We start from the raw sequence: 22425 nt of genomic DNA on the forward strand, positions 1-22425 counted from the left end.
AGGGACGCAGCCCGCGCTCAGCAGGTGGTGTCGGAGGCCGGCAGCGCCCCCGTCGACAGGTAGGCGTCGACGGCCCGGTCCGCGCACGCGTCGTAGCCGTTGAGGTAGACGGTGTGGACCCGGCCCGGCACGGTGACCAGCCGGGAGCCGGCCAGGCGGGCGTGCAGCGCCAGCGCGCCCTGGTAGACGGCGTGGGTGTCACCGGTGGCGTGGATCTGCAGCGCGGGGACCGCGGTGCGGACCTCGACGGGCGGCTCCAGCGGGGCGCCGCGCCAGAACGCGCACGGGAGGGGCCCGTTGTAGACCGGGCCGAACACCGGCTGGGCGGCGCGGGAGCGTTCGACGGCCTCGCGGTACCACCAGGCCGGGCGCGGCATCGCCGCGTCGTCGCACAGGATGCCGAGCGCGGCCGCGAGGTCCGCGCCGCCGGCCGGGCCCGGGTCGAGGACGACGGTCAGCAGCTCGTGCAGCACCGGGCCCACCTGCACCGGCCGGCCGTCGGCGGCGTCCAGCAACTGGCGCAGCACCTCCGCGTACAGGGCGCTGTCGCGGTCGTCGCTCTGGCAGACCGCGAGCAGCACCGGCAGCAGGGCGCCGTCGAGCCGGAACCCGTCGACGGCGATCGGCTCCGCCTGCGCCCGGCGCACCAGGCCCTCCACGGTGGCCCGCACCGCCGCCGGGGTGGCGCCCAGACGGTAGGCGGCGTCGCGAGCCGCCGCCCAGGCGGCGAAGTCGTCCAGGGCCCGCTCGTTGGGCCCCGCCATGTCCTGGATGGTCCGCACGCCGTACCGGGCCGGGTCGAGCGCGCTGTCCAGCACCAGCCGGTCGACGCGCTGCGGGAACAGCTGCGCGTACACCGCGCCCAGCAACGCGCCGTAGGACTGCCCGAAGAAGGACGTCCGCCGCTCGCCCAGCGCGGCGCGCAGCACGTCCACGTCCCGGGCGATGTTGCGGGTGGTCAGGTGGGGCAGCAGGTCGGGGTACCTGTTCCAGCAGGCGTCGGCGTCGGCCTCGGCCAGCCGCAGGCTCTGCGCGAAACCGGCCGCGGAGGCGCCCGCCGAGCGCAGCCACGTGCCGCGCGTCAGACCGCAGTCCAGACCACCGCTGGCACCCACCCCGCGGGTGTCCATGCCGACGATGTCGTACCCCGCCGCCGCCTCGGGCGACAGCCGCTCGCGCAGCGCGGCCGGCATGTCCAGCCCCCGGTTGCCGGGCCCGCCGGGGTTGGTCTGCAGGACGCCCCGGCGCCCGGCCTGGTCGGCGGCCCTGATCCGGGAGACCGCCAGCGACAGGGTGCGCCCCTGCGGCTCCCGGTAGTCCAGCGGCACGCTCAGGGCCGCGCACTCGGTGCCGGCGGCCGCCAACCGCGGGTCCGGGCAGGCGGACCAGGCGAGCGGCTGGCGGCGGAAGCGCTCCAACGGGTCCGCGGCGGCCGACGCGGACGCGGACGCGGAGGCCGGGGCGGCGGAAGGGACCGGGGCGGCCGCGGTGAGCACGGCGGCGGCGCAGACGGCGAGGGCGGCGGCGAACGCCGGAGCGGTCTTCATGTCGGCCAGCCTAGAAGGCAGTTGAGCACGACGGCGGACCGGCTCCCCGAACCGCCCTTGACCTCAAGCCGACTTGAGGTCCTAGCGTCGACCCCGTCCTGACGACCAGTCGAAGGAGCACCGGACATGACGATCACGACGTACGAACCCCAGGTCATCGCCGCCCAGCCGATCGGGGCGTGGACCGGCCAGGTCTACCACCTGGTGGTGGGCGGCCTGCGCGAGCAACTGGCCGTGGAAGGCCTCACCCAGCCCCACTGGTGGACGCTCAACCACGCCGCCGGCCGGCCCGGCGGATGGACCCGCGCGACCCTGGCCGAGCGGCTCGCCCCCTACGACCACCAGGACACCGCCTTCGACACCGTCTTCGACGACCTGATCGCCCGCGGCTGGCTGACCGAGGACGCCGACGGGGCGTTCACCCTGACCGAGGAGGGCGAGGCCGGCCGCCTGCGCGCCCACGACCGCAACCGGAAGGTCATCGAGCGCGCCCACGAGGGCGTGGACACCGACGAGTTCGTGACCGCGATCAACGTGCTGCGCCGCGTGGTGGCGAACATGGGCGGCAACGGCAACCTGCCCGACTGACGGCCCCGGCACCGCCCGGCGCGGTGCCGCCCGCCCCGGCACCGCCCGGCACCGCCCGGCGCGGTGCCGGCGGGGGCGGCGGCCGGGACGCGCGGAGAGGAATTGACCCATGGAAACGGTCGCCGATTGCCACCTGATCATGGGTCTTTGCGGCCATAGGTTGGTCACATGACGACGACGAAGAACACCGCCACCGCCACCACCGCCGCCCCCGTACTGACCCGCTGCGCCGAGGCCGAGACCTGCGCCGACCCGAGCGCCACCATGACGCTGCTGGCCGACTCCGCCCCCGCCGAGGGCGGTTTCACCGTCTACCGCTCCACCTTCGCCGCCGGCGCCGCCGGGGCGCCCGCGCACTTCCACACCCGGGCGTGGGAGCTGTTCTTCGTCATCGGCGGCTCGCTGCGGGTGCTGGTCGGCGAGGAGGTCACCGTGCTCGGCGCGGGCGACTTCCTGGCCGTGCCCCCGCACACCCCGCACGCCTTCGCCGCCGCCCCCGGCGCCGAGGCCGACGTGCTGTGCGTGTTCACCCCCGGCATGGAGCGCTTCGACTACCTGCGCCTGCTGGGCAGCGTCATGCGCGGGGAGAGCGACCCCGGCGCGATCGCCGCCTCGGCGGAGCGCTTCGACAACCACTACGTGGACAGCCCGGCCTGGCGCGCGGCCCTGGCGGGCGACGCCGCCTGACAGCCGCCGGGCCGCTCGGGCCGGGGCCGCTCGACGGGCCGGGGGCGTTCGACGGGCCGGGGGCGCTCGACGGGCCGGGGCCGCCGGGGTGTGGAACGGTGGTAGCCCGGGGGTGTCCCGGTTGCGAGAGGAGTGGCCATGTCGTCGAAGCGCCGCCGCAAGAAGAAGGCCAGGGCCAGGCGCGGGGCCAACCACGGCCGCCGGCCCCAGTGCTGACCAGCGGCCGAACGGGTGAAGGCGCCCGGGCGGGCCCAACGGGCCGTCCGGGCGCGCGCGCCGTGCAGTAGCCCTCTGCCCTCTGCCCTCCGGGCTCCGGCCGTCCGGGCCGCCGCCAACCCGGGCCGCCACCGGCCCGGGGGCTCCCGGCTCACAGCCGCCCGCGCCCCGCGAAGCCGCCGCGCGCCACCTTGTGGTACTGGCTGTAGTCGGCCCAGCGCGCGCCGAAGGCCAGTTCCAGCACTACGCTCCGCCCGTCCGCGCGGGCCTCGGCCAGCAGCCGCGCCGCGTCCGCGTCCGGCGGGGTCTGCTCCAGGACGAAGAGCCGGTTGGCGTACGGGCCCGCCGGGATCGGGTCCCGGGGCGGGATGCCGGGCCGGTCCCAGGTCAGCCGCGCGCCGGGGCTGGAAAGGCAGGGGGAGTCCATCCGCCGGCCGTTCGCGTCGACGCCGCCGTCGCGGTACCAGCGCAGCGCCTGGTCGAGGCTGCCGTGCGGGTCCGGCCCCTGCCCGTGGGCCTGCCACTCGGCCACGCCCGCCGCCGCGATCCGCGGCAGCACCTCGAGGACGTCCTCGCGGACGACGAAGTAGGCGCGGGCGTGGATCCGGCAGACCAGCAGGGTGTCCCGGGGGTGGTCCGAGCCGTGGAAGGTCGGGCGGGTGGACTGGTCCAGGACCTGGGTCAGCACGTGCTCGACCCCCTCCACCGCTCCCAGCGCCGCGACCAGCCCCCGGATCCGCTCGCGCTCCGCCGCCCGGGCCGCCCGCGCCCGCGGTGAGTCGATCAGCCTGAGCTTGCGCCGCTCGGTGGGCCAGTGCCGCGCCCGCAGCGACTGCGCGCCGTCGACGACCGGGCCCACCAGGAGGACGACGAGGCCGACGAGGCTCGTCGCCAGGTCCTTCAGCAGCTTCTTCACCGGCAGGTGTCCTCTCGGGTCGCACGCGCTGTCCGCACCCACACCCTGGCCCGCCCGCACCCGGCCCCGCAATCCGCTCCGGTACTCAACTTCCCTGCGTACCCGCACGGTTGCCGGGTGTTTCGGCGGTCTCCGCGCGGCGCGCCTGCCGTGTGCGGGCGGCTGCGCGATGCTGTTCCCGACCACCTGACGACCCGTCACCGAAGAGGGTTCCCCTTGAGCGACGACCTGCTGACCACGAAGATCGCCCTCGGCTTCGACCACCTGGACGCCGACGGCGACGGCCTCCTCACCGAGTACGACCACGTCCTGATGGGCCGGGCCTGCGCCGAAGTCCTCGGGCACGCGCGGGGCTCCGACGCCGAGCGCAGCATGATCGCCGCCTACGTCGGCATCTGGCGCGACCTCCACCTGCCCCACGCCGGCAGCGCGCAGGAGATCACCCGCGACGACTTCATCGCCTCCACCCTGACCCTGGCCGACGACCCGCGGGCCGCCGCCGCGACCATCGGCCGCCTCGCCGAGGTCTTCCTCTCCGTCGCCGACGCCGACGGGGACGGCACCGTCGATGCCGAGGAGTTCCGCGCCTTCCACCGGGCCCACTTCCCCCGCCTCGACCGCGACCGGGTGGACGTCGCGTTCGGGCACCTGGACCGCGACGGCGACGGCACCCTGTCCCGCGAGGAGTTCGTCGGCGCGGTCCTCGAGTACTGGACCAGCCGCGACCCGCAGGCCCCCGGGAACTGGTGGACGGGCCGCCACCCCCTCCAGCCGCAGTAGGGTGCCGGGCCGGTCGGTGGGCGTGAACCCGCCCTGGGCGCACGCCCGTTGGAGTCGGAAAGGGAAGGTCACGCCCGATCACCACCAGGGCCCCGGTCGCGGAGGTTTCTTGCATGCCGATCAACCGTAGGACCCTGCTCAGGGGCGCGGCGCTCGCGGCCACCACCGGTGCGCTGGGCGTCGCCGGCTCGCTCGCGCCGGCCTCCGCCGCCCCCGACCGCCTGGTCCACCGCCCCACCGACCGGTGGATGTCGCTGCTGGGCGACAACGTGAAGCTGTCGCAGCTGACGATCCCCGGCACCCACGAGACGTGCGCGATCTACGACGGCGGCGCCTTCGGCTTCGCCCAGTGCCAGGAGTGGCGCATCCCCCAGCAGCTCCAGGCGGGGGTGCGCTTCGTCGACATCCGGTGCCGGGTGATGGGCGACGTCTTCACCATCCACCACGACAAGATCTACCAGAAGATCAACTTCGGTGACGTGGTGAACCTGTGCATCGACTTCCTGAAGGCGAACCCCCGCGAGACGATCATCATGCGGATCAAGAAGGAGTACACCGAGGGCCAGGACTACCGCTTCAGCGAGATCTTCAACTACTACATGGACGGCAGGGACGGCAAGGGCGGCTACCGGCCGTGGTTCTGGCTGCCCAGGGCCGGCTCGCTGCCCGACGGCCTGCCCACCCTGGGCCAGGTGCGCGGCAAGATCATCCCCATCATGTCGGACTTCACCTGGGGCGACGGGCGCTACGACCCCCTGCAGTGGGGGGACGGCTCCCGGATCTGGCTGCAGGACGCCTGGAGCGACGGCTCCAGCCGCAAGGTCCAGCGGGTCAGGGAAGGACTGGACACCGCCTTCTACGGCCAGAACGACGGCAAGCTGTACATCCACTTCGCCAGCTCCAGCAGCTTCCCGGAGACCCCGTACAGGATCGCCAAGGTCGTCAACCCCTCCATCCAGGACTACCTGACGCCGCGCATCTCCCAGCGCGCGCACTACGGCGTGATCGCGATGGACTTCGTGGACGAGCGCAAGGACCTGCTGCAGATGATCGTCGACTGGAACTTCGGGCTCTGAGCGGACCCGAGTCGCAAGCCGCCCCGGCCCGGGCCCGGTAGGAGCCCGGGGCCGGCGGCGGACGGCGGCGGTTCGGGCCCCCGTGGTCGAGCCCGAACCGCCCGGGCGCGGAGCGCCGGTCAGCCGACCGGCGCTCCGCGGCGTTGTCGGCGGGCGCGGCGCCGGTGCGGACCGGATTTCCTCGGATAGCCGCCGGGGCCGTCGTCGGATCCGACGGCCCGAACGTGTACATCAGGGCGGCAACTCCCCGACGGCGCCTGCCGCATGCCCTCCGACCGCCGACCGCCGACCGCACCGTCCCGCGCGACCGTCGCGCACCGATCCCGCCCGTCACCCGCCGGCCCGTCCGCCGGCCTTCCGTCGCCCCTTCCACCGGCCGTCCGCCGGCCTTCCGTCGACCCCTCCGCCGTCCGGGGGCCCGCCCCGGCCGTCCAGCGCAGTGGCGGCCCCCTCCACCCGACGGACCCGCCCCCACCCGTTGCCGCCCCGTGACCGTGCCCCTCACCGCCTCCACCACGAAGGAGTCCTGATCATGCGCAAGCTCATCATCGACTTGGTCGAGCGCACCGTCGCCACGTACGCCACGGCGTTCCTCGGCCTCCTGCTGGCCGACGGCTTCGACCTGACGTCGATCAGCGCGCTCAAGGCGGCGGCGCTGGCGGCACTGCCCGCCGCGCTGACCGTGGTCAAGGGCGCGGTGGCCACCCGCGTCGGCGACCCGCACTCGGCCGCCCTGCTGTCCCGCGGCCGCGAGTGACCGGCCCCACCCGCCACCGGGAGCCGTGACGGCGCGGCCCGTGCCGCCCTCACCACGGCACGGCCCCGGGCCACGGCCACGGGACGGGGCGTACGGACCGCGTGGACGCCGAGCGCTCGCCGCCGAGGCCCGGCCGCCGTGCGCGGGAAGCCGGCCCGGCCGACTTCCCGCGCGCCTCCCGGCGGCCGGGCCGGGCGGCGCCCGGCGGGGACGCGGTGTCGGCCGGCTGTCAGCGGGGACGGCGGGATGACGGTGAGGTGTGAGCGGCCCCCGGGACGGTGGGGACCGGGCGCAACCGGCCGTGCCGCGCGGTCGCGCCCGCCACCAGACCGCTCCGAACTCCGGGAACCGCCATGCCCACCACACCCCCCGCACCCCAGGCCGCCACGCGGTGGGACGTCCACCGGCCGCCCCGCGCCGAGGGGAGGAACTTCCTGGTCACCGGCGGCAACGCGGGCATCGGGTACTTCGTCGCCGAGCAGCTCGCCGGCACCGGCGCCACGGTCGTCCTCGGCAGCCGCGACCGGGCGAAGGCCGAAGCCGCGATCGCCTCCATCGCCTCGCGCGTCCCCGGCGCCCGGGTCCGGCACCTGCCCCTGGACCTGGCCGACCCCGACTCGCTCCGGGCCGGCGTGGACGCCCTCGCCCTGGACCGCCTCGACGCGGTCGTCCACAACGCCGGCGTGGCGCTCGACCACCCGCCGCGCCGCGAGACCCGCGACGGCCACGAGCTGATGTTCGCCACCAACCACCTGGGCCACTTCACGCTCACCCACCTCCTCGCGCCGCTGCTCCTGGCGACCCCGGGCAGCCGGATCGTCACCACGGGCAGCTTCGCCGCCAAGTCCGAACGCCTGGACCTCGACGACCTCCAGAGCACGCGCGACTACCGGCCCAAGCGCACCTACGCGCGCTCCAAGCTCGCCCAGATGCTCTTCGCCGTCGAACTCGACCGGCGCCTGCGCGCCGCCGCCGGCACGACCCTGAGCGTCCTCGTCCACCCCGGCGGCGCGCTCGACCCCCTCACCCCGTCGCGCCCGCCCGTCCACGTCCGCACCACCGGCGAGCGGCTGCGCAACCTGCCGCTGGGACTCGTCGTCCAGGGCAAGGACGCCGCCGCCTGGCCCGCCGTCCGGGCCGTTCTCGACCCGCACGTGCGCGGCGGCCAGATGTGGAGCCCCCGGGTGTTCGGACTGCGCGGCACGCCCCGGCTCGAACCCCTGTGGCCCCACCTGACCGACACCGTGACCGCGGCCCGGCTGTGGACGGCCGGCTGCGAACTGACCGGCCACGAACCGTCGTTCACCCGCTGAACCGACGATCCGCGGAGCCCGTCGAGCCGCCGGTCCCCGCCGCCCGCCCGGGCCCCGCCGCGCCGACAGCACCAGGCGGCGGGCGGTGCGGCGGTAGCCGAGGCGCTCGAAGGCCGCGGCCATCGGGACGTTCGCCAGGTCGGTGTCGGCGCGCACCGGCGCCGGGCCGCCCTCGGCGGCCAGGATGCGGGTGGTCCCGGCGAGGATCTCCCGCGCGTACCCGCGGCCCCGGTACCCGGGCAGCACCCCGAGGTAGCCGACCACGCGGGAGGCGTGGTTGCGCGAGGGGATGCCGAAGCCGACCGTCCCGCCGCCGGGCGCGTGCGCGGTGCGCCACCACGACCGGTCCCCGGACATGGTGTCGCGGTAGAACGCGACGTCGGCGCGCGCCTGCGCCCGGGCGCCGATCCGCGCGGCCCCCCGGCGGCCGGCCGCGTCCAGGGTGCCCTCCAGCACCCGGCGGAACAGCTCGACGAAGACCTCGTCGTCGGGCTCGGCGCGCAACAGCAGGCGCCCCGACGGCTCCGGGAGGCCGGTGCCCGGCGTCCACTCGTAGCGCAGCCGCTCCACGACCACCGGCAGGCCGGCGCGCCGGGCCGCCTCCCGGCGCCAGGCCACGCCCGAGACGACGTCGGGCCGCTCGTGCCAGTCGCCCGGGAGGAAGAGGTGGTACTCGGGCGCGGCGCCCGCCCCGGCCCCGGCGAACGCCGCGTGCGCGGCCGTGAGCAGCCCGGCGGCCAGGGCGGTGCGGTCGGCGGCCGACCGCACCGAGCCGTCGACGAACACGGCGTCCAGGGCGCCGGGCCGGGCGTCGCCCGGGGCGCCCCACCAGACGGCGAGCGCGAGCGGCGCGGCGCCGGGCGCGGCCTCGGCCACCCACGTCCAGGCCGGCCGGTACTCGCCGCCGGCCGGCCCGGCCCGGTACGCGGCGGCCGTGAGGCCGCAGGCCGGTTCGGCGACGAGCAGGGGCAGCAGGCCGTCGGGTTCGGACCCGACGGCGGGACGGAAGAGCACGGCGCCTCACCGACCTCCTGCGCGGTGCGCGAACGCAGAGAGACCGCTCGGGCCACCAGGGCCGGGCGGTCTCTGCTGTTCGGACGGGCCCATGCGCCAACACGGCCCGCTGCCGATGTTCCCGAGTTGTTGGAGTGAACAGCGCCCCCGGGTCCGGACCCGCGGGTCCGGGTGACGCCGCTGCAAATCGTCACATCAGGCCAGGACGGCGGACAAGGGCATGCTGCGCAAAGGCGCACCAAAATCCGGTTTCACTTCGTTGAACTGCGCCTTTCTGATAGGGCGTTCACGAGATTGCGGCCAGGGACCGGGACGGTGGCGCATCAATCCGCGCGATGTTCACCGAACCGATTGGGATTCACCCGTACGCCTGACAGAGTGTGAGGCCACCGGGCACCCCGTGCGACGCCAACCGCGCAAGTGCCCGCCAGTTGGAGTGGACAGTGATATGGAGGCCTCCTCGATGACGAGGAACCGCAACAAGCGCATCCGCACCCGAACCCGCACCGCCCACCGCGCGACAGCGGACCCGGTACCGCTGCGCCACCCGCACCCGCACCCCCGCCCGTACCCGGGCCCGGGCCCGAGCCCGTCCCGGCCGCTCGCGGCCGGTGGGACGGCCGTGGTCGTCGTCGTGGTCGTCCTGACCGTCACGCTGGCCGCCGCCCTGGTGACGGCGGGCATGTCGGCCGGAGCCGCGCTCGAACTGGCCACCGGAGCCTGCCTGTTGGCCGCAAGGCTCCGACGGGAGCGGGCCTAGGAAGAACGCCTGCCTGCGATGGGACGCCGCGAGAATCCGATCGAGGCGACCGAGCCGGCGCTGGGCCGGCTGGCCGCCTGGCTGCGCGAGCAGCGCGAGCAGGCCGGACTGACGTACCGTCAGCTCGCCGCTCGGACCAACTACCACCCCACCACCCTGCAACGGGCCGCCGGCGGACGGTCCGTACCGAGCTGGAAGGTCGTCGAGGCCGTCACCCGCGAATGCGGCGGCGACCTCAAGACCGCCCGGCGCAAATGGGCCCAGGCCAACTACTGGGCCCACGTGCCCCGCCCCTCGGGCAGCCGGCGGCTGCGCGCACCCCGGCGGGTCGACCCCCAGCAGGTCGACTCCTTCGCCGACCTGCGCCGGGCGATGCACGAGATGCGCCGCAAGGCCGACTGGCCCTCCCTGCGGGAACTGGACCGCCGCGCCCGCGACCGGGGCGGACGCCTGCCCTCCAGCACGCTGGCCCTGGTCCTCAAGGGCGAGGCCCCGCTGCGCAAACCCGTCTTCCTCGCCTACATGGAGGTCTGCGGGGTCAGGGAGGCCCGCCGCGCCCTGTGGGCGGCGGCCTGGGACCGGACGCACAACGCCCGCACCCCGCCCCCGGTCAACTCGCGCACCTACCAGAGCGAGTTCGCCCGGGCCATGCAGTCCTCCAGCGCCGGCACCTCGACGGACATCCTGTTCCGGCTCTGGATGACCCTGCGCAGCAGCCTGGCCGCCGAACGGGACGAGGGCCCCGGCCACCCCGCCACGGCGGGCCGCGAAGGCACCGACGACAACCCGCCGGTGCTCGTGTGACCCGGTCCGCGGCCGGGGCGCGCCACCCGCGCCCCGGCCGCGGACCGGCACCCACCCGCAGCACCCACCCGCAGCACCCACCCGCGCCACCTCGGGACACCACGGGACACCACCATGCCGACACCACCACGCCGTTCGGCCGCCCCCGCACCCGCCCTGGGCCTGTGGGCGCTGCACGACCTCCACCTGCGCCACTACCTGGACTACGCCGCCCTGCTCCTGCCGCCCGCCGACGCGCCGCTGGCCGTGCGCGCCGCCTTCGAGGAACTCGGCGGCCACTGGCTCGAGGCCCTGTCCACCGCCAGCCCGGCCGCCTGCGCCTGGCAGGCGGTGCGCCGCCGCGTCTGCACCCTGGCCGGCCCCGGGCCGCTCGACCCGGTCGCCCACCTCACCGCCACCCAGCAGGACGTCCTGCTGCTGCACCTGGTCCTCGACCTGTCCGCCACCGAGGTCGCCGCCCTCACCGGCACCGAACCCGCCGCCGTCCACGTCCAGCTCCGCTCCCTGGCCGCCGCCCACCGCTGAACCGGGCCCGGCCGCCGCCGGACGCGGGGGTGAGCCGGGCCGGGCCGCGCCGGGCCGTGCCGCGCCGGGCCGTGCCGAACCGGGTTGAGCCCGCAGACCGGTCGGGGCCGTAGACGTGGACGGGGCGCCCCTGCCGGAGCGGGCGCCGGGGCGTCAGGAGGCAGACGTGCTCAGGTTCCACGGGGCATGGCGGATCACCGTCGTCGGCAAGAGCGCCGACTTCGACCAGCGGGCGGTCGTGCGCGGCGCGTACGGGCTGCGGGTGCTGCCCGGACGGGTCGGCGCCACGATCGAGGTGGACGAGGAGAGCTGGACACTGTCCCTGGAACACCTCCTGTGGGGCCGCAGCTGGCAGCCCAACCTGCGCACCACCCCCGGACCGGTCACCGAACACGACGGCCTGCGAAGCCAGTTGCTCACCAGCAACGACTGCCACTGGCCGGGCAAACCGCTCGACTACGTCAACTTCGTGCTGCGCCTGGACCAGGCCGTCACCCCGGCCGCGGCGCCGGTGCGCGCCGTGCGGCTGACCGAGGAGCCGGTCGGCGCGCCCGTCCAGGCCGTCCGCACCTCCTCCTCGGGCTGGCCCGAGCCCGCACCCGGGCGCGAACCCGGGCGTGAACCGGGGCGAGCGCCCGGGCGCGGCACCGCCCCCGCGGCGCGGCCGCTGTCGGCGCCGGTCTCCTCGCCGCTTCCGTCGTCGTCGCCGGGGCAGCCCGGGCGGGCCACCCGGTAGCCGGTCGGCGGGGCCGGGGGATAACCCCAGGTCGCAGCGGCCAGCTGGCCGGGTGTCGCGGCGGGCCGGCACCGGGTTGGCTGGTCGCATCAGCACCAGCCGAACCGAGAGGCCGTCACCCGTGCACCTCCGTAAGACCGCTCGCACCACCCGCACCACCCGGGCCACCCGCACCGCCGACACCACCCGCACCACCGGCCGCCGCGCCGCCAAGGCCGTCGCCGTCACCGCCCTGGCCGCCGCGCTCGGCGCCACCGTCATGGCCGGAAGCGCCTCGGCGATCATCAACGGCCGCGACTCCACCGAGCGCTACCCCTTCATGGCCACCCTCCCGCTCAGCGCCGCGCAACTCGCCGACGGCGCCTGCGGCGCCACCCTGATCGACCGCCAGTGGGTGCTCACCGCCGCCCACTGCGTCGTCGGCGACGAGGACACCAAGCTGACCCTCAAGGGCACCGTGCGCATCGGCAGCGCCCACCGCGACAGCGGCGGCACCGTCCGCAAGGTCGACCGCGTCGTCGTCCACCCCGGCTTCGAGTTCGGCGACGGCGCCACCCGCCCCAACCAGAACGACCTCGCCCTGGTCCGCCTCGACCGCCCCGCCCCCCAGAAGCCCGTGCGCATCGCCGAACACCGCGCCACCCCCGGCACCCCCACCAGGCTGCTCGGCTTCGGCACCATCGTCGACACCCCCAACTTCCCGGACATGGTCTTCCCCGACCGCCTCCAGGAACTGCCCTCCCGCATCGGCGCCACGAGCGACTGCGCCCCCGGCTGGGCCGACCCCACCCGCCTGTGCACCCTCAGCCAGATCCCCGACGCCATGGCCTGCATGGGCGACTCCGGCGGCCCCCAGATCCAGCGCGGCCGCGGCGGCCGCTGGGAACTGGTCGGCACCACCTCCGGCCCCGGCGCCCCCGGCGTGCCCTGCGCGGGCGGCCCCGGCCTGTACACCGACGTGCCCGCCTACGCCCCCTGGATCCGCGCCACCCTCGCCACCGGCTGACCCGGCGAGGCTAAAATCCCAGGTGAGAACCATCGCGCCCGAGGAGACCACGCCATGCCGACCGACCCCACCGCAACCCCCGCCCCCGCCGCGCACCCGCACCCCGCGCGCCTCGGCCTGGGCACCGCGGCCGTCGGCCGGCCCGGCTACATCAACCTCGGGCGCGACGCGGACCTGCCCGCCGACCGCACCGTCGACGCCCTGCGCGAGCGCACCCACACCCTGCTCGACGCCGCGTACGCCGCCGGCGTGCGCTACCTCGACACCGCCCGCTCCTACGGCCGCGCCGAGGAGTTCCTCGGCCAGTGGCTCGCCGAACACCCCCGGGCCGCGGCCGAGGTGACGGTCGCCAGCAAGTGGGGCTACACCTACACCGCCGACTGGCGGACCAGCGCGGTCACCGCCCACGAGGTCAAGGAACACTCCACCGCCGTCTACGACCGCCAGATCCACGAGACCCGCACCCTGCTCGGCGACCACCTGGACGTCTACCTGGTCCACTCCGTCACCCCCGACAGCCCCGCCCTCACCGACCCCGCCCTCCACCACCGCCTCGCCGCCCTCGCCGCCGACGGCGTACGCGTCGGCCTGTCCACCAGCGGCCCCGCCCAAGCCGACACCATCCGCCGGGCCCTCACCGTCACCACCGCCGGACGCCCGCTGTTCACCGCCGTCCAGTCCACCTGGAACCCGCTGGAGACCTCCGCCGCCCCCGCCCTCGCCGAAGCCCACGCGGCCGGCCGGCTGGTCGTCGTCAAGGAGGCCATGGCCAACGGCCGCCTCGCCGGCCGCAACGCCACCGGCCCCGACACCGCCCCGCTGCGCACCCTCGCCGACCGCACCGGCACCACCCCCGACGCCCTCGCCCTCGCCGCGGCCGCCGCCCAGCCCTGGGCCGACGTCGTCCTCTCCGGCGCCGCCACCCTCGACCAGCTCACCTCCAACCTCGCCGCCACCGCCCTCCACCCCACCCCCGAAGACCTCGCCGCCCTCACCACCATGGCCGAGCCGGCCGACGCGTACTGGCGCACACGCGCGGCCCTGCCCTGGTCCTGACGGCGCGGGCCGCCCTCGGCCGGCCCGCCCTCCGGCTTCGCCCGCGACGGTGAAACCGCCCGAGGCGTACGGCGCCGTCCTCTCCGGGGCTCGCCGCCCTCGGCCGGCTCGCCCTCCAACCCTCGCGGCCGCGCGGCCGCCCCTCGCGCTCCTCTGCCGCTCGGCACCAGGGCGCTCACGCAGCTGCGACTCGCGGCGGGCAAGCCATGGACCAGCCAACTCCTCGATCAAATCGCCGAGTTGCGTACGCGAGATGCCACAGAAGGCAGGACGGGCCGAGGCCGCGCGGGCCCACTTCCTGGTCACACGCGAAGAACCCGCGGCGGCCCTTGCCGCGTCACGGCCGTCCGTGAGGCCCGCCACCCGGCGGGGAGAGCCGGGCTCGGTAGGGTGACCGCCATGGACGATCACTCCGGACCCCGGGGCTTGTCACCGGCCCTGCTCGGCATCGGCGGCGACTGGCTACCCGTCACCGCCGGCGAGTCGGGGGCCTTCGTCTTCCGCAGCGCGGACGCCGGCCGGTATGCCAAGTGCGTCCCCGCGGCGGATGCGGCGGACCTGGCGGCAGAGCGCGACCGGATCGTATGGCTGAGCGCCCAGGGAGTACCGGGGCCGGCCGTCCTCGACTGGTACGACACCGGCGCGGGATCCTGCCTGGTGACCAGTGCCGTCCCGGGCATTCCCGCTGATCAGGTGCCGGCCGAGGATCTGCGGGGCTCCTGGGGCCGCGTCGCGGACGCGGTCCGTCGGCTGCACGAGGTACCCGTGTCACAGTGCCCGTTCCGCCGGGGCCTGGACACCATGATCGCCCTGGCACGCGACGTCGTCGCCCGTGACGCCGTGAACCCGCAGTTCCTCCCCGTCGAGCAGCAGCACACCCCACCCACCGACCTGCTGGCCCGCCTGACCCAGCAGGCTCCCCGGCGACGGGCCCAGGAGGCCCACGACGCAGTCGTCTGCCACGGGGACCTGTGCCTGCCCAACATCGTGCTCGATCCCCACACCCTGGACGTATCCGGCTTCATCGACCTGGGCCGCCTCGGACAGGCCGACCGCTACGCCGACCTCGCACTCCTCCTGACCAACGCGCGGGAGACATGGGCCGACGAGGAGCAGGCACAGGCCGCAGACGCGGCGTTCGCCGAGAGATACGGCATCGCCCTGGACCACGACCGCCTGCGCTTCTACCTTCACCTCGACCCGCTCACCTGGGGCTGACCCCTCGGCCCGGCCCCACCGATCGCGGACCGACTCGTTACCGGTGCGGCGGGTGGCCATGGCTGCTCGCCCCCTCCTGGCGGGGCGCCCGGTGCGGAGGCGGCCGAGCCCGGCGGGCGCTGCTCGTTGTCGGTGGCCGCCCCTACGGTGGGCCGCATGACCGAGTACCTGGACCTCGCGGCCGCCCTGGCCGCCCTGCCCGTCGAGCTGCCGCCCGGGCGGCTGGCCACCGAGGAGGACGGGCGGCAGCCGCTGCTGTGGATCAGCGACGACCCCGCCCCCGGCGGGCTGTGGCGGCAGCTGCACCGCGCCCACCCGCAGAGCGGGCTGTGGCCGCTGCTGCTCACCCCGCTGGACCGCACCGGTCCCGACTACCGGCCCTGGCTGTCGGGCGAGTTGTACCCGACCGACGCCGCCGAGCCCTCCCTCTACGACCCGGCCGCCCTGCTGCGCACCTGGTGGAAGCAGGTCGACGGGGATGAGGACGGGGAGGAGGGCGAGGACGCCGAGGTCCTGGACGAGGCGCTCGCCCCCTACGGCCGCACCTGGCCCGGCCTCGCCCCCGCCGCCGGCGTCCCCGACGGCGCCGCCGGCACCGAGGCCCGGGAGCTGGCCGAGGTGCTGCGGTTCAAGGGCGCCCGCCTCGGCCTGGTGCGGGCCGGCAGCGGCGCCGAGGCGTTGACGGTCTGCGGCTGGGGCGGCCCGGCGAACCACGCCGGCACCGGCAAGATCGCCGCCGTGCTCGCCGACTGGGAGCGCCGATTCGGCGTCCAGGTCGTCGAAGTCGGCTTCGACACCCTGGAGTTGAGTGTCCCCGTGCCGCCCGCCACGCTCGCCGAGGCGCTCCCGCTGGCCGCCGAGCACACCGCCTTCTGCCCCGACCTGGTGTTCCAGGGCACCGGCTCCCTCACCGCGTACGCCGAGGGGCTGGTGGGCGCCCACCAGTGGTCCTTCTGGTGGGACTGACCCGGCCCTGAACGGGCCTGGACGGCCGGGCCCCGGACCCGGGCCTCAGTACTCGGAGCTGGGCGCCGCCGTGACCGGCCCGAGGTCGGGTTCGTCGCGCAACTCCACCGCCGTGCCGTGGTGTTCGAGCTCCAGGACGACCAGTTCGTTGGCGCCGGCGTGCCACAGCGGGGCGGGGGCGTAGAGGGTGCGCTGGGGGCCGGCGGCGCAGTGGCGGCCGAGGAGGAAGCCGTTGAGCCACAGCAGGCCGCGGCCCCAGCCGGGCAGGGCGACGAACGCGTCGGCGGGGGAGGGCAGTTCGGCGGTGTAGCGGTGGAAGGCCGGCTCCCCGTCGGGGGTGTGGGCGTCGTCCGTGAAGCGCAGTGCGGACAGGTCGGTCAGCGGCAGCGGCCGGATCTGCCAGTCGAAGAGCCGCTGGTGGCCGTGCGAGACGCCGCGGGTGATGCCCTTGCGGTCGTCCATCTGCGGGCCGTAGTTCACCCGGCCCAGCGCCTCCACCAGGATGTCCAGCACGACGCCGTCGGGCCCGGTGGCCAGCGGCAGCGTCGCGCCGGGGGAGTTGCGCTCCAGTGTGCCGATCGGGCGGCCGTCCGCGAACACCTGCGCCCGGTCGGCCAAGCCGTCGATGCGCAGCGGTAGTTCGGGGCGCGGGCCGGGTACGCGGGTGCGGTAGTGGATCAGGCCGCGGTCCTGCCCGACCTGCTCCATCGGCAGCGGCGCGGCGTGCCGGCGCGGCTGCGACAGCGCGTCCAGGGCCGGTGCCAGCGGCGCCCGCCCGTCGGCCCGCTCCAGGCGCTGGGGGGCGATGCGGGTCGGCGGGTCGGGCAGGTCGCCGTCCGGCAGCGGCAGGTAGCGGCCGATGACCTCGCGCAGGGCGTGGAACTTGTCGGTCAGTTCGCCGGCCTCGCCGATCGGCGCGTCGTAGTCGTAGCTGGTGACGGTCGGCTCGTAGCCGGCGTCCAGCGGGTGGGCGCCGGAGTGGTTGGCGCCGGACCACAGGCCGAAGCTGGTGCCGCCGTGCGCCATGTAGAGGCTGACGGAGGCGCCGGTGGCGAGCAGCTCGTCGAGGCAGGCGGCGGTCTCCTTCGGGTCGCGGACGTGGTGGGGCAGGCCCCACTGGTCGAACCAGCCGATCCAGAACTCCATGGCGGTCAGCGGGCCTTCGCCTTGGTGGCGGCGGAGCACCGCGAGGCGCTCGGGGGCGCGGGAGCCGAAGGTGGCGGTGGCGAGGTGGCCGGGGATGGCGCCGCCCTGCTGCATGGTGTCGTGGGCGCCGTCGGTGGTGAACAGCAGGCAGTCCACGCCGCGGCGCACCAGGCCGTCGCGCAGGTGGGCGAGGTAGGCGGCGTCGTCGCCGTAGCTGCCGTACTCGTTCTCCACCTGCACCGCCACCACCGGCCCGCCCCGGCTCGCCAGCAGCGGCAGCAGTTCGGGCGCCAGCGCGTCGAACCAGCCGTCCACCTCCGCCAGGTACGCCGGATCGGCGCAGCGCAGCCGCAGCCCGTCCACCGCGAGCAGCCGGGCGGGCAGCCCGCCGAACTCCCACTCCGCGCAGATGTACGGGCCCGGGCGCAGGATCACGTCCAGCCCCAGGGCGCCGGCCAGCCGCACGAAGCGGCCCACGTCCCGCCAGCCGGTGAAGTCCACGGTGCGGTCGGGCAGTTCGTGGAAGTTCCAGGGGACGTAGGTGTCCACGGTGTTCACCCCCAGCGCCCGCACCCGCCGCAGCCGGTCCTCCCACAGCCGCGGGTGCACCCGGAAGTAGTGCACCGCCCCGGCCACCACCCGGTGCGGTGCCCCGTCCCGGACGAACCCGTCCGCGTCGTACCCGAGCATCGCGCGCACCCCGCCTTCCCACCGCAGACCCTGGCCCCGCCGAGCCTAGCGAGGAACGGGCCGCGCGGGCTGTCGCCGCTCAGGTGTCGTAGCAGCCGTCCCACGGGGCGGTGAAGCCCAGGCCGTCCGGGTAGAGCTCCATCCAGACGCGGTCCTCCTCGTCCTGCTCCTCGTCGTCCTCGTCGTCCACCTCCACGACCAGGCCGAACAGGGCGCCCTCGAAGCGCACCTCGAAGGGCGCGATGACGATGTCCTGGTAGTGGCGCCCCGGCAGGGCGTCCAGCCATTGCGCCAGCAGCACCTGGGCCGCGGCGACGGCCTGCCGCTCGCCGTCCGCCGTCGTGCCGGTGAACTCGATGCGCGAGCCCAGGTGACGCCCGGTCGCGTCGAACCGGTGCAGCACGGCGTACCAGCGCTTGCGCGGCTGCCAGTCGTCGCCGCTCCACCCCTCGGGGAAGGCCGCGGTGACGGACGCGAGGAACTGGCCGCCCGCGCACCGGCCGATGGTGTCCGTGCGGTAGCCGGGCTCGTGGCGGATCGGTATGACCTCGGGAACGTTCATGCCCCGAACCCTAGGCCCCACCTGCGACAACGCCTCAGAGCCGTCTCAGGCGGTGCCCTCGGCGCGGACGTCGTACTCCCGACGTGCGGCGAGGACTTCGTCGACGTGCTCCACCGACCACTGGGTGAGTACGCGCAGTGGTCCCCGCAGGGTCTGGCCGAGGGGGGTCAGGTCGTACTCGACGCGGGGCGGCACCTCGGGATACACGGTCCGCCGGACCAGTCCGTCGCGTTCGAGCGTGCGCAGCGTCTGGGTCAGCATCTTCTCGCTCACTCCGGCCAGCCGCTGCCGCAACCGGGTGAACCGGCAGGCTCCGTGCTTGCCGAGTTCTCCCAGCACGAGCACCGCCCACTTGCTGCCGATCTGGTCGAGCAGGTCGCGCGAGGGGCAGCCGCGCGTGTACGGGTCCCAGGACGCCATGGGCTCCGTCACATTCTCGGCGGTCGCCATTCCACTCACCTCGATACTTTCCCGTAGGTGGTCACCTTACCAACAAGTGGCTACTTACCGATGGAGAGTGAGCAGGTCAATCTGGGGTTCGTCACGCCGCGAGGAGAGTTCGCGGCAGGAAGGGGCGATCTCATGTCCATCGTCGTCACCGGAGCCTCAGGCCAGTTGGGCAGGCTCACCGTCGAGGCGCTGCTGCGGCGCGGAGTCCCGGCCGCGGACATCGTCGCGACCGGACGGGACACCGCACGCATCGAAGACCTCGGCCACCGCGGCGTCGTGGTGCGCCGGGCGGACTTCGCGGAGCCGGACAGCCTCGCGGCGGCGTTCCGGGGAGCGGACCGGCTGCTGCTGGTGTCCACCACCACCGTGGATGAGCGGTCGGCCAACCACCGCCGGGCCGTCGACGCGGCAGTGGCGGCCGGCGTGTCGCTGGTGGCGTACACGAGCATGACGCAGGCCGACACGGCGACCAGCATCCTGGCCCGCACCCACCGCGCCACCGAGGAGTACCTGCGCGAACGCGAGGTCCCCGGCACACTGCTGCGCAACAGCTGGTACCTGGAGAACTACACCGCCCAACTGCCCCTGTTCCGCCGGCGCGGGACGGTGATCGGAGCCGCGGGCAAGGGCAGGATCAGCGCCGCGTCAAGGGCCGACTACGCGGAGGCCGCCGCCGTCGTGCTGACCACCGAGGGCCACGCGGGCGCGGTGTACGAGCTGGGTGCGGACGAGGCGTTCACCCTGGCCGAGCTGGCGCAGGCGGTCTCGGCGGCCACCGGGGAGCCGATCGCCTACACCGATCTGCCCGCGGACCGGCTCACCGAGGCGCTGACCGGGGTCGGCCTGCCCGCCGAACTGGCGCACGTCCTCGCCGACGCCGACCTCGGGATGAGCCGCGGCGAGCTGTACACGGGATCCGGCGACCTCAGCCGCCTGATCGGCCGGCCGGCCACTGCCCTGCCCGACGCCATCGCCGCCGCGCTGCGCTGACCGTCCGCTCGCCCCCGCGGCCGTCGCGCCCGGACCGCCGCGCCCGGACCGTCGCGCCCGGACCGCCGCGAGGCGCTCACCCCCCTCGTTCCGTGACCGTGTACGACCCTGCCATCACCCGGAAAGTTGCCGACCATGTCCTCCCGCACCGTTCCCCCGCACGCCGCGTCCACCCGCGCCGCGTCCGCCCGTACGACCGTCCGCATCATGGGGCGGCGCGCGCTCGTCACCCTTACCGCCACCTCCGCGGCCCTGACCGCGTTCACGCTTCCCGCGACCGCCGCCACCCCCGGTGGCCCCGCCCCCGCCCACGCCTCCCAGGGCGGGAACGGCAACCAGGCGATCACCCTCGACGGCAGCCGCGCGTTCCCCGAAAGCGTGGCGGCCGACCGCCACTTCGTCTACGCCGGCAGCATCGGCGACGGCACCGTCTACCGGGGACGCACCGGGGCGACCACGCTCGAACCCTTCCTGCCGGCCGGCCAGGACGGCCGCACCCAGGCCACCGGCATCAAGATCACCGGCAACCGCCTGCTGGTCGCCGGCGCGTTCACCGGGCGCTTCTTCGTCTACAGCACTTCCGGGAGGCTCGTCGCGGCCTACACCGTCCCTGACACCGGCGAACAGACCCTCGTCAACGACGCGGCCGTGGCCCCCGACGGCGACGTCTACATCACCGACTCGCTGCGCGCCGTGGTCTACCGGATTCCGGCCGCCGAGGTGGACGGCCCCGCCACCGGCGCCCACCGGACCCTGCGGGTGGCCTACCACCTGCCGGACTACGTGGCCGGCCAGTCCAACGGCAACGGCATCGCCACCGCCCCCGACGGCACGTCGCTGATCATCGGCTACTGGTACAGCGGCGCCCTCTACCGGCTCGACCTCACCACCGGCGGTGTCCGCAGGATCGACGCACCGCCGCTGCCCAGCGCCGACGGCATCGTCCGGCGGGGAAACACCCTGTACGTCGCGCGTTCGGTGAACAACGAGGTCATCGAACTGCGACTGTCCGCCGGGAGCACCCGGGCAGTCGTCGTCTCCGAACGCACCTTCCCAGGCGCCGACACCACCACCGGCGTCGCCGTGAGCGGGGGCCGGCTGCTGGTGACCAACTCCCAGATGGACACCTACCTCTACGGCGAACCGCTGACCAGCCCGGCCTTCACCATCGAGAGCCTGCCGCTGCGCTGAGGCCCGGTCGGGGACGCCCGCCGCGCGCGGCGCGGGCTGCCGGTGCAGGGCGCGAACAGGACGCCCTGCAGGGCAACGCCGGTCATCTACCGGGCGAGGGCCCGGCGACCGCTCCGGCCAGGGCGGCAGCAGCGGCTCGACCGGGCCCACAGCTCGTCGTCCACGATCCACGGCTTGTCGCTCACTCCATCACGAACCGACGAATCGTCACATCGGTCACGCCCCACCGGCAACGATCACCGTTCTGACGGGCTGGTGACCGCCGGATGCCGCCGGGCGGCCTGCCCCGGCTATGTCGGCGGCAGGCCGAGAGTGGGGAGGTGGTCGGCCATCAGGAGGGCGACGAGTTCGCGGCGGCTGCCCGTGCCGGTCTTGTGGAGGATCGCGGTGACGTGCTGCTGGACGGTGGGCACGGTCAGGTGGAGGCGGGCGGCGATGTCCTTGGTGCTGGCGCCGCGCACCGCGTGCAGGGCGACCTGCTGTTCGCGCGGGGACAGGCCGTGGGCGAGGAGGGCCAGCGGCAGGCGCTGGACGGGGGAGACCGGGGAGGCGACGACGGCGACGCCGCCGCGGCGGCCGTCCAGCGGGGAGGCGTGCAGGGTCAGCCACTGGCCGTCGGGGGTGCACACCCGCGTCTCGACGGGGGCGCCGCGGCGGGCGGCCTGGCGGGCGGGGGTGAGGAAGGCGGTGGGCACCCCGCCGGTGTGGGCGGTGGGTTCGGCCATCCGCCCGATCAGTTCGCGGGCCGCCGCGTCCGCCGAGCGCAGCCGCCCGTAGCCGTCCAGGACCGCCACGGCCGGGGCGGGCACGGGCGGCCGGGGGCGGGGGCCGCGCAGGGCGGCCAGGTGGCTGTCGCGCAGCGCGGCGCCGATGGGGGCGGCGACGCGTTCGGCCAGGCGCAGGTCGGGCAGGTCGTAGCGGCCGCGGGCGCGTTCGCGCATGAACGCCGCGCAGCCCCAGCGGCCGCCGCCGAGGTCGAAGTTGATCCGCAGTTCGTCGCCGTAGCCGCAGGGGTGGAGCAACTCCCGGTAGCGCAGGCTGCGTTCGGGGCGTCCCTCGGTGGCCCGGTCCACGGTCTGCACCCGGTGGCCGGCGGTGCGGATCGCGGCGAAGGTGGTGGTGTCCTCGCCCTGGAGCTCCAGTTGCACGGCCTGCTCGAACTGTGCGAAGTCGAGGTTGTCGGCGACGGTGGAGGTGGGGAACCCGGTGACCGGGTCGTTGCCGTGCCAGCAGCCGCCGTCGAAGCCGAGCGGCTTCGCCAGCAGGGCGTGCAGCTGGCGGAACAGCTCGGCCGCGGGTAACCGGGAGGCCGACAACTCGCGGATGGATCCCAGGATTTCGCGCTCGATGTCACGTCGTTTGGCCACGGACGGAATACTACGGAAGCCGGGGCCCGCCGTCCGGTGAACGGCGAAGCGGGGGCGGGCGCGC

At 75.3% G+C, this 22425-nt stretch carries 23 protein-coding genes and 1 pseudogene; 17 read left to right on the forward strand and 7 right to left on the reverse strand.

Translation table 11 applies throughout. From position 1 onward, the window contains the following. Positions 1–17 precede the first annotated feature (17 nt). Positions 18–1547: an alpha/beta hydrolase gene (locus ACZ5GH_RS35990; RefSeq protein ID WP_387754144.1), complete on the reverse strand. Its 1530-nt coding sequence runs from the start codon at positions 1545–1547 to the stop codon at positions 18–20. A 126-nt stretch (positions 1548–1673) separates the two neighbouring features. On the opposite strand from ACZ5GH_RS35990, the gene ACZ5GH_RS35995 reads away from it, so the two are divergent. The 3 genes from ACZ5GH_RS35995 (at position 1674) to ACZ5GH_RS36005 (ending at position 3038) form a co-directional block, all read left to right on the forward strand. Then, positions 1674–2135, forward strand: a complete 462-nt coding sequence (locus ACZ5GH_RS35995) for a MarR family winged helix-turn-helix transcriptional regulator (protein ID WP_387754147.1) — start codon at positions 1674–1676, stop codon at positions 2133–2135. A 168-nt stretch (positions 2136–2303) separates the two neighbouring features. Further along, positions 2304–2822: a cupin domain-containing protein gene (locus ACZ5GH_RS36000; protein ID WP_464336463.1), complete on the forward strand. Its 519-nt coding sequence runs from the start codon at positions 2304–2306 to the stop codon at positions 2820–2822. A 138-nt stretch (positions 2823–2960) separates the two neighbouring features. Further along, positions 2961–3038: a hypothetical protein gene (locus tag ACZ5GH_RS36005; RefSeq protein WP_464336931.1), complete on the forward strand. Its 78-nt coding sequence runs from the start codon at positions 2961–2963 to the stop codon at positions 3036–3038. Positions 3039–3189: 151 nt separating this feature from the next. On the opposite strand, the gene ACZ5GH_RS36010 is transcribed toward ACZ5GH_RS36005, so the two are convergent. Beyond that, the gene (locus ACZ5GH_RS36010) at positions 3190–3954 is read right to left on the reverse strand and encodes a hypothetical protein (protein ID WP_464336464.1); all 765 of its coding nucleotides are present in this window, start codon (positions 3952–3954) and stop codon (positions 3190–3192) included. A 216-nt stretch (positions 3955–4170) separates the two neighbouring features. On the opposite strand from ACZ5GH_RS36010, the gene ACZ5GH_RS36015 reads away from it, so the two are divergent. The 4 genes from ACZ5GH_RS36015 to ACZ5GH_RS36030 all read left to right on the forward strand — a co-directional run bounded on the left by ACZ5GH_RS36015 (position 4171) and on the right by ACZ5GH_RS36030 (position 7880). Further along, the gene (locus tag ACZ5GH_RS36015) at positions 4171–4734 is read left to right on the forward strand and encodes an EF-hand domain-containing protein (RefSeq protein WP_387754154.1); all 564 of its coding nucleotides are present in this window, start codon (positions 4171–4173) and stop codon (positions 4732–4734) included. Positions 4735–4847: 113 nt separating this feature from the next. After that, entirely contained in the window at positions 4848–5810 is a 963-nt protein-coding gene (locus ACZ5GH_RS36020) for a phosphatidylinositol-specific phospholipase C (RefSeq protein ID WP_387754156.1), read from the forward strand. A gap of 532 nt (positions 5811–6342) precedes the next feature. Continuing rightward, positions 6343–6567 (forward strand): holin, encoded by a 225-nt coding sequence (locus ACZ5GH_RS36025; RefSeq protein ID WP_387754158.1) that lies wholly within the window; start codon positions 6343–6345, stop codon positions 6565–6567. 353 nt (positions 6568–6920) lie between these two features. Then, positions 6921–7880 carry an SDR family NAD(P)-dependent oxidoreductase gene (locus ACZ5GH_RS36030; protein ID WP_464336465.1) on the forward strand — a complete coding sequence of 320 codons (960 nt, stop codon included), beginning with the start codon at positions 6921–6923 and terminating at the stop codon, positions 7878–7880. Positions 7881–7985: 105 nt separating this feature from the next. Here ACZ5GH_RS36030 and ACZ5GH_RS36035 read toward each other — a convergent pair. Then, a pseudogene (locus tag ACZ5GH_RS36035) lies at positions 7986–8237 on the reverse strand (GNAT family N-acetyltransferase); the annotation flags it as partial. A 1120-nt stretch (positions 8238–9357) separates the two neighbouring features. Between ACZ5GH_RS36035 and ACZ5GH_RS36040 the strand changes: the two are divergent. The 8 genes from ACZ5GH_RS36040 (at position 9358) to ACZ5GH_RS36075 (ending at position 15965) form a co-directional block, all read left to right on the forward strand. Next, positions 9358–9654 carry a hypothetical protein gene (locus ACZ5GH_RS36040; RefSeq protein ID WP_387754163.1) on the forward strand — a complete coding sequence of 99 codons (297 nt, stop codon included), beginning with the start codon at positions 9358–9360 and terminating at the stop codon, positions 9652–9654. A gap of 18 nt (positions 9655–9672) precedes the next feature. Then, positions 9673–10458: a helix-turn-helix domain-containing protein gene (locus ACZ5GH_RS36045; protein ID WP_387754166.1), complete on the forward strand. Its 786-nt coding sequence runs from the start codon at positions 9673–9675 to the stop codon at positions 10456–10458. A gap of 114 nt (positions 10459–10572) precedes the next feature. After that, on the forward strand, positions 10573–10983 hold the full coding sequence (locus ACZ5GH_RS36050) for a sigma factor-like helix-turn-helix DNA-binding protein (RefSeq protein ID WP_387754168.1): 411 nt from the start codon (positions 10573–10575) through the stop codon (positions 10981–10983). A gap of 166 nt (positions 10984–11149) precedes the next feature. Continuing rightward, complete coding sequence (locus ACZ5GH_RS36055; protein ID WP_464336466.1) at positions 11150–11719, forward strand: hypothetical protein; 570 nt, start codon at positions 11150–11152, stop codon at positions 11717–11719. Between the two features lie 121 nt (positions 11720–11840). Then, complete coding sequence (locus tag ACZ5GH_RS36060) at positions 11841–12725, forward strand: S1 family peptidase (protein WP_464336467.1); 885 nt, start codon at positions 11841–11843, stop codon at positions 12723–12725. A gap of 54 nt (positions 12726–12779) precedes the next feature. Beyond that, positions 12780–13781: an aldo/keto reductase gene (locus ACZ5GH_RS36065; RefSeq protein ID WP_464336468.1), complete on the forward strand. Its 1002-nt coding sequence runs from the start codon at positions 12780–12782 to the stop codon at positions 13779–13781. 399 nt (positions 13782–14180) lie between these two features. After that, entirely contained in the window at positions 14181–14999 is an 819-nt protein-coding gene (locus ACZ5GH_RS36070; RefSeq protein ID WP_464336469.1) for an APH(3'') family aminoglycoside O-phosphotransferase, read from the forward strand. Between the two features lie 156 nt (positions 15000–15155). Continuing rightward, positions 15156–15965, forward strand: a complete 810-nt coding sequence (locus tag ACZ5GH_RS36075; RefSeq protein ID WP_464336470.1) for a DUF4253 domain-containing protein — start codon at positions 15156–15158, stop codon at positions 15963–15965. Positions 15966–16010: 45 nt separating this feature from the next. Here ACZ5GH_RS36075 and ACZ5GH_RS36080 read toward each other — a convergent pair whose 3' ends face one another. The 3 genes from ACZ5GH_RS36080 to ACZ5GH_RS36090 form a co-directional block, all read right to left on the reverse strand. Next, the gene (locus ACZ5GH_RS36080) at positions 16011–17801 is read right to left on the reverse strand and encodes a glycoside hydrolase family 35 protein (protein WP_464336471.1); all 1791 of its coding nucleotides are present in this window, start codon (positions 17799–17801) and stop codon (positions 16011–16013) included. A gap of 79 nt (positions 17802–17880) precedes the next feature. Then, positions 17881–18363 carry a hypothetical protein gene (locus tag ACZ5GH_RS36085; protein WP_464336472.1) on the reverse strand — a complete coding sequence of 161 codons (483 nt, stop codon included), beginning with the start codon at positions 18361–18363 and terminating at the stop codon, positions 17881–17883. A 45-nt stretch (positions 18364–18408) separates the two neighbouring features. Then, entirely contained in the window at positions 18409–18813 is a 405-nt protein-coding gene (locus ACZ5GH_RS36090; RefSeq protein ID WP_464336473.1) for a winged helix-turn-helix transcriptional regulator, read from the reverse strand. Between the two features lie 132 nt (positions 18814–18945). Between ACZ5GH_RS36090 and ACZ5GH_RS36095 the strand changes: the two genes are divergently transcribed. Continuing rightward, positions 18946–19803 (forward strand): SDR family oxidoreductase, encoded by an 858-nt coding sequence (locus ACZ5GH_RS36095; RefSeq protein WP_464336474.1) that lies wholly within the window; start codon positions 18946–18948, stop codon positions 19801–19803. A 135-nt stretch (positions 19804–19938) separates the two neighbouring features. After that, the gene (locus ACZ5GH_RS36100; RefSeq protein WP_464336475.1) at positions 19939–20994 is read left to right on the forward strand and encodes an SMP-30/gluconolactonase/LRE family protein; all 1056 of its coding nucleotides are present in this window, start codon (positions 19939–19941) and stop codon (positions 20992–20994) included. Between the two features lie 290 nt (positions 20995–21284). Here ACZ5GH_RS36100 and ACZ5GH_RS36105 read toward each other — a convergent pair whose 3' ends face one another. After that, positions 21285–22361: a helix-turn-helix transcriptional regulator gene (locus ACZ5GH_RS36105; RefSeq protein WP_464336476.1), complete on the reverse strand. Its 1077-nt coding sequence runs from the start codon at positions 22359–22361 to the stop codon at positions 21285–21287. Positions 22362–22425 lie beyond the last annotated feature (64 nt).

Source organism: Kitasatospora sp. Xyl93 (assembly GCF_055383135.1).

Excerpts from the sequence above, each read along its gene's own strand:
- ACZ5GH_RS35990 (WP_387754144.1), bottom strand. The coding sequence starts at position 1,547 with ATGAAGACCGCTCCGGCGTTCGCCGCCGCCCTCGCCGTCTGCGCCGCC.
- ACZ5GH_RS35995 (WP_387754147.1), top strand. The coding sequence starts at position 1,674 with ATGACGATCACGACGTACGAACCCCAGGTCATCGCCGCCCAGCCGATC.
- ACZ5GH_RS36000 (WP_464336463.1), top strand. The coding sequence starts at position 2,304 with ATGACGACGACGAAGAACACCGCCACCGCCACCACCGCCGCCCCCGTA.
- ACZ5GH_RS36005 (WP_464336931.1), top strand. The coding sequence starts at position 2,961 with ATGTCGTCGAAGCGCCGCCGCAAGAAGAAGGCCAGGGCCAGGCGCGGG.
- ACZ5GH_RS36020 (WP_387754156.1), top strand. The coding sequence starts at position 4,848 with ATGCCGATCAACCGTAGGACCCTGCTCAGGGGCGCGGCGCTCGCGGCC.
- ACZ5GH_RS36025 (WP_387754158.1), top strand. The coding sequence starts at position 6,343 with ATGCGCAAGCTCATCATCGACTTGGTCGAGCGCACCGTCGCCACGTAC.
- ACZ5GH_RS36030 (WP_464336465.1), top strand. The coding sequence starts at position 6,921 with ATGCCCACCACACCCCCCGCACCCCAGGCCGCCACGCGGTGGGACGTC.
- ACZ5GH_RS36040 (WP_387754163.1), top strand. The coding sequence starts at position 9,358 with ATGACGAGGAACCGCAACAAGCGCATCCGCACCCGAACCCGCACCGCC.
- ACZ5GH_RS36045 (WP_387754166.1), top strand. The coding sequence starts at position 9,673 with ATGGGACGCCGCGAGAATCCGATCGAGGCGACCGAGCCGGCGCTGGGC.
- ACZ5GH_RS36050 (WP_387754168.1), top strand. The coding sequence starts at position 10,573 with ATGCCGACACCACCACGCCGTTCGGCCGCCCCCGCACCCGCCCTGGGC.
- ACZ5GH_RS36065 (WP_464336468.1), top strand. The coding sequence starts at position 12,780 with ATGCCGACCGACCCCACCGCAACCCCCGCCCCCGCCGCGCACCCGCAC.
- ACZ5GH_RS36070 (WP_464336469.1), top strand. The coding sequence starts at position 14,181 with ATGGACGATCACTCCGGACCCCGGGGCTTGTCACCGGCCCTGCTCGGC.
- ACZ5GH_RS36075 (WP_464336470.1), top strand. The coding sequence starts at position 15,156 with ATGACCGAGTACCTGGACCTCGCGGCCGCCCTGGCCGCCCTGCCCGTC.
- ACZ5GH_RS36080 (WP_464336471.1), bottom strand. The coding sequence starts at position 17,801 with ATGCTCGGGTACGACGCGGACGGGTTCGTCCGGGACGGGGCACCGCAC.
- ACZ5GH_RS36085 (WP_464336472.1), bottom strand. The coding sequence starts at position 18,363 with ATGAACGTTCCCGAGGTCATACCGATCCGCCACGAGCCCGGCTACCGC.
- ACZ5GH_RS36090 (WP_464336473.1), bottom strand. The coding sequence starts at position 18,813 with ATGGCGACCGCCGAGAATGTGACGGAGCCCATGGCGTCCTGGGACCCG.
- ACZ5GH_RS36095 (WP_464336474.1), top strand. The coding sequence starts at position 18,946 with ATGTCCATCGTCGTCACCGGAGCCTCAGGCCAGTTGGGCAGGCTCACC.
- ACZ5GH_RS36100 (WP_464336475.1), top strand. The coding sequence starts at position 19,939 with ATGTCCTCCCGCACCGTTCCCCCGCACGCCGCGTCCACCCGCGCCGCG.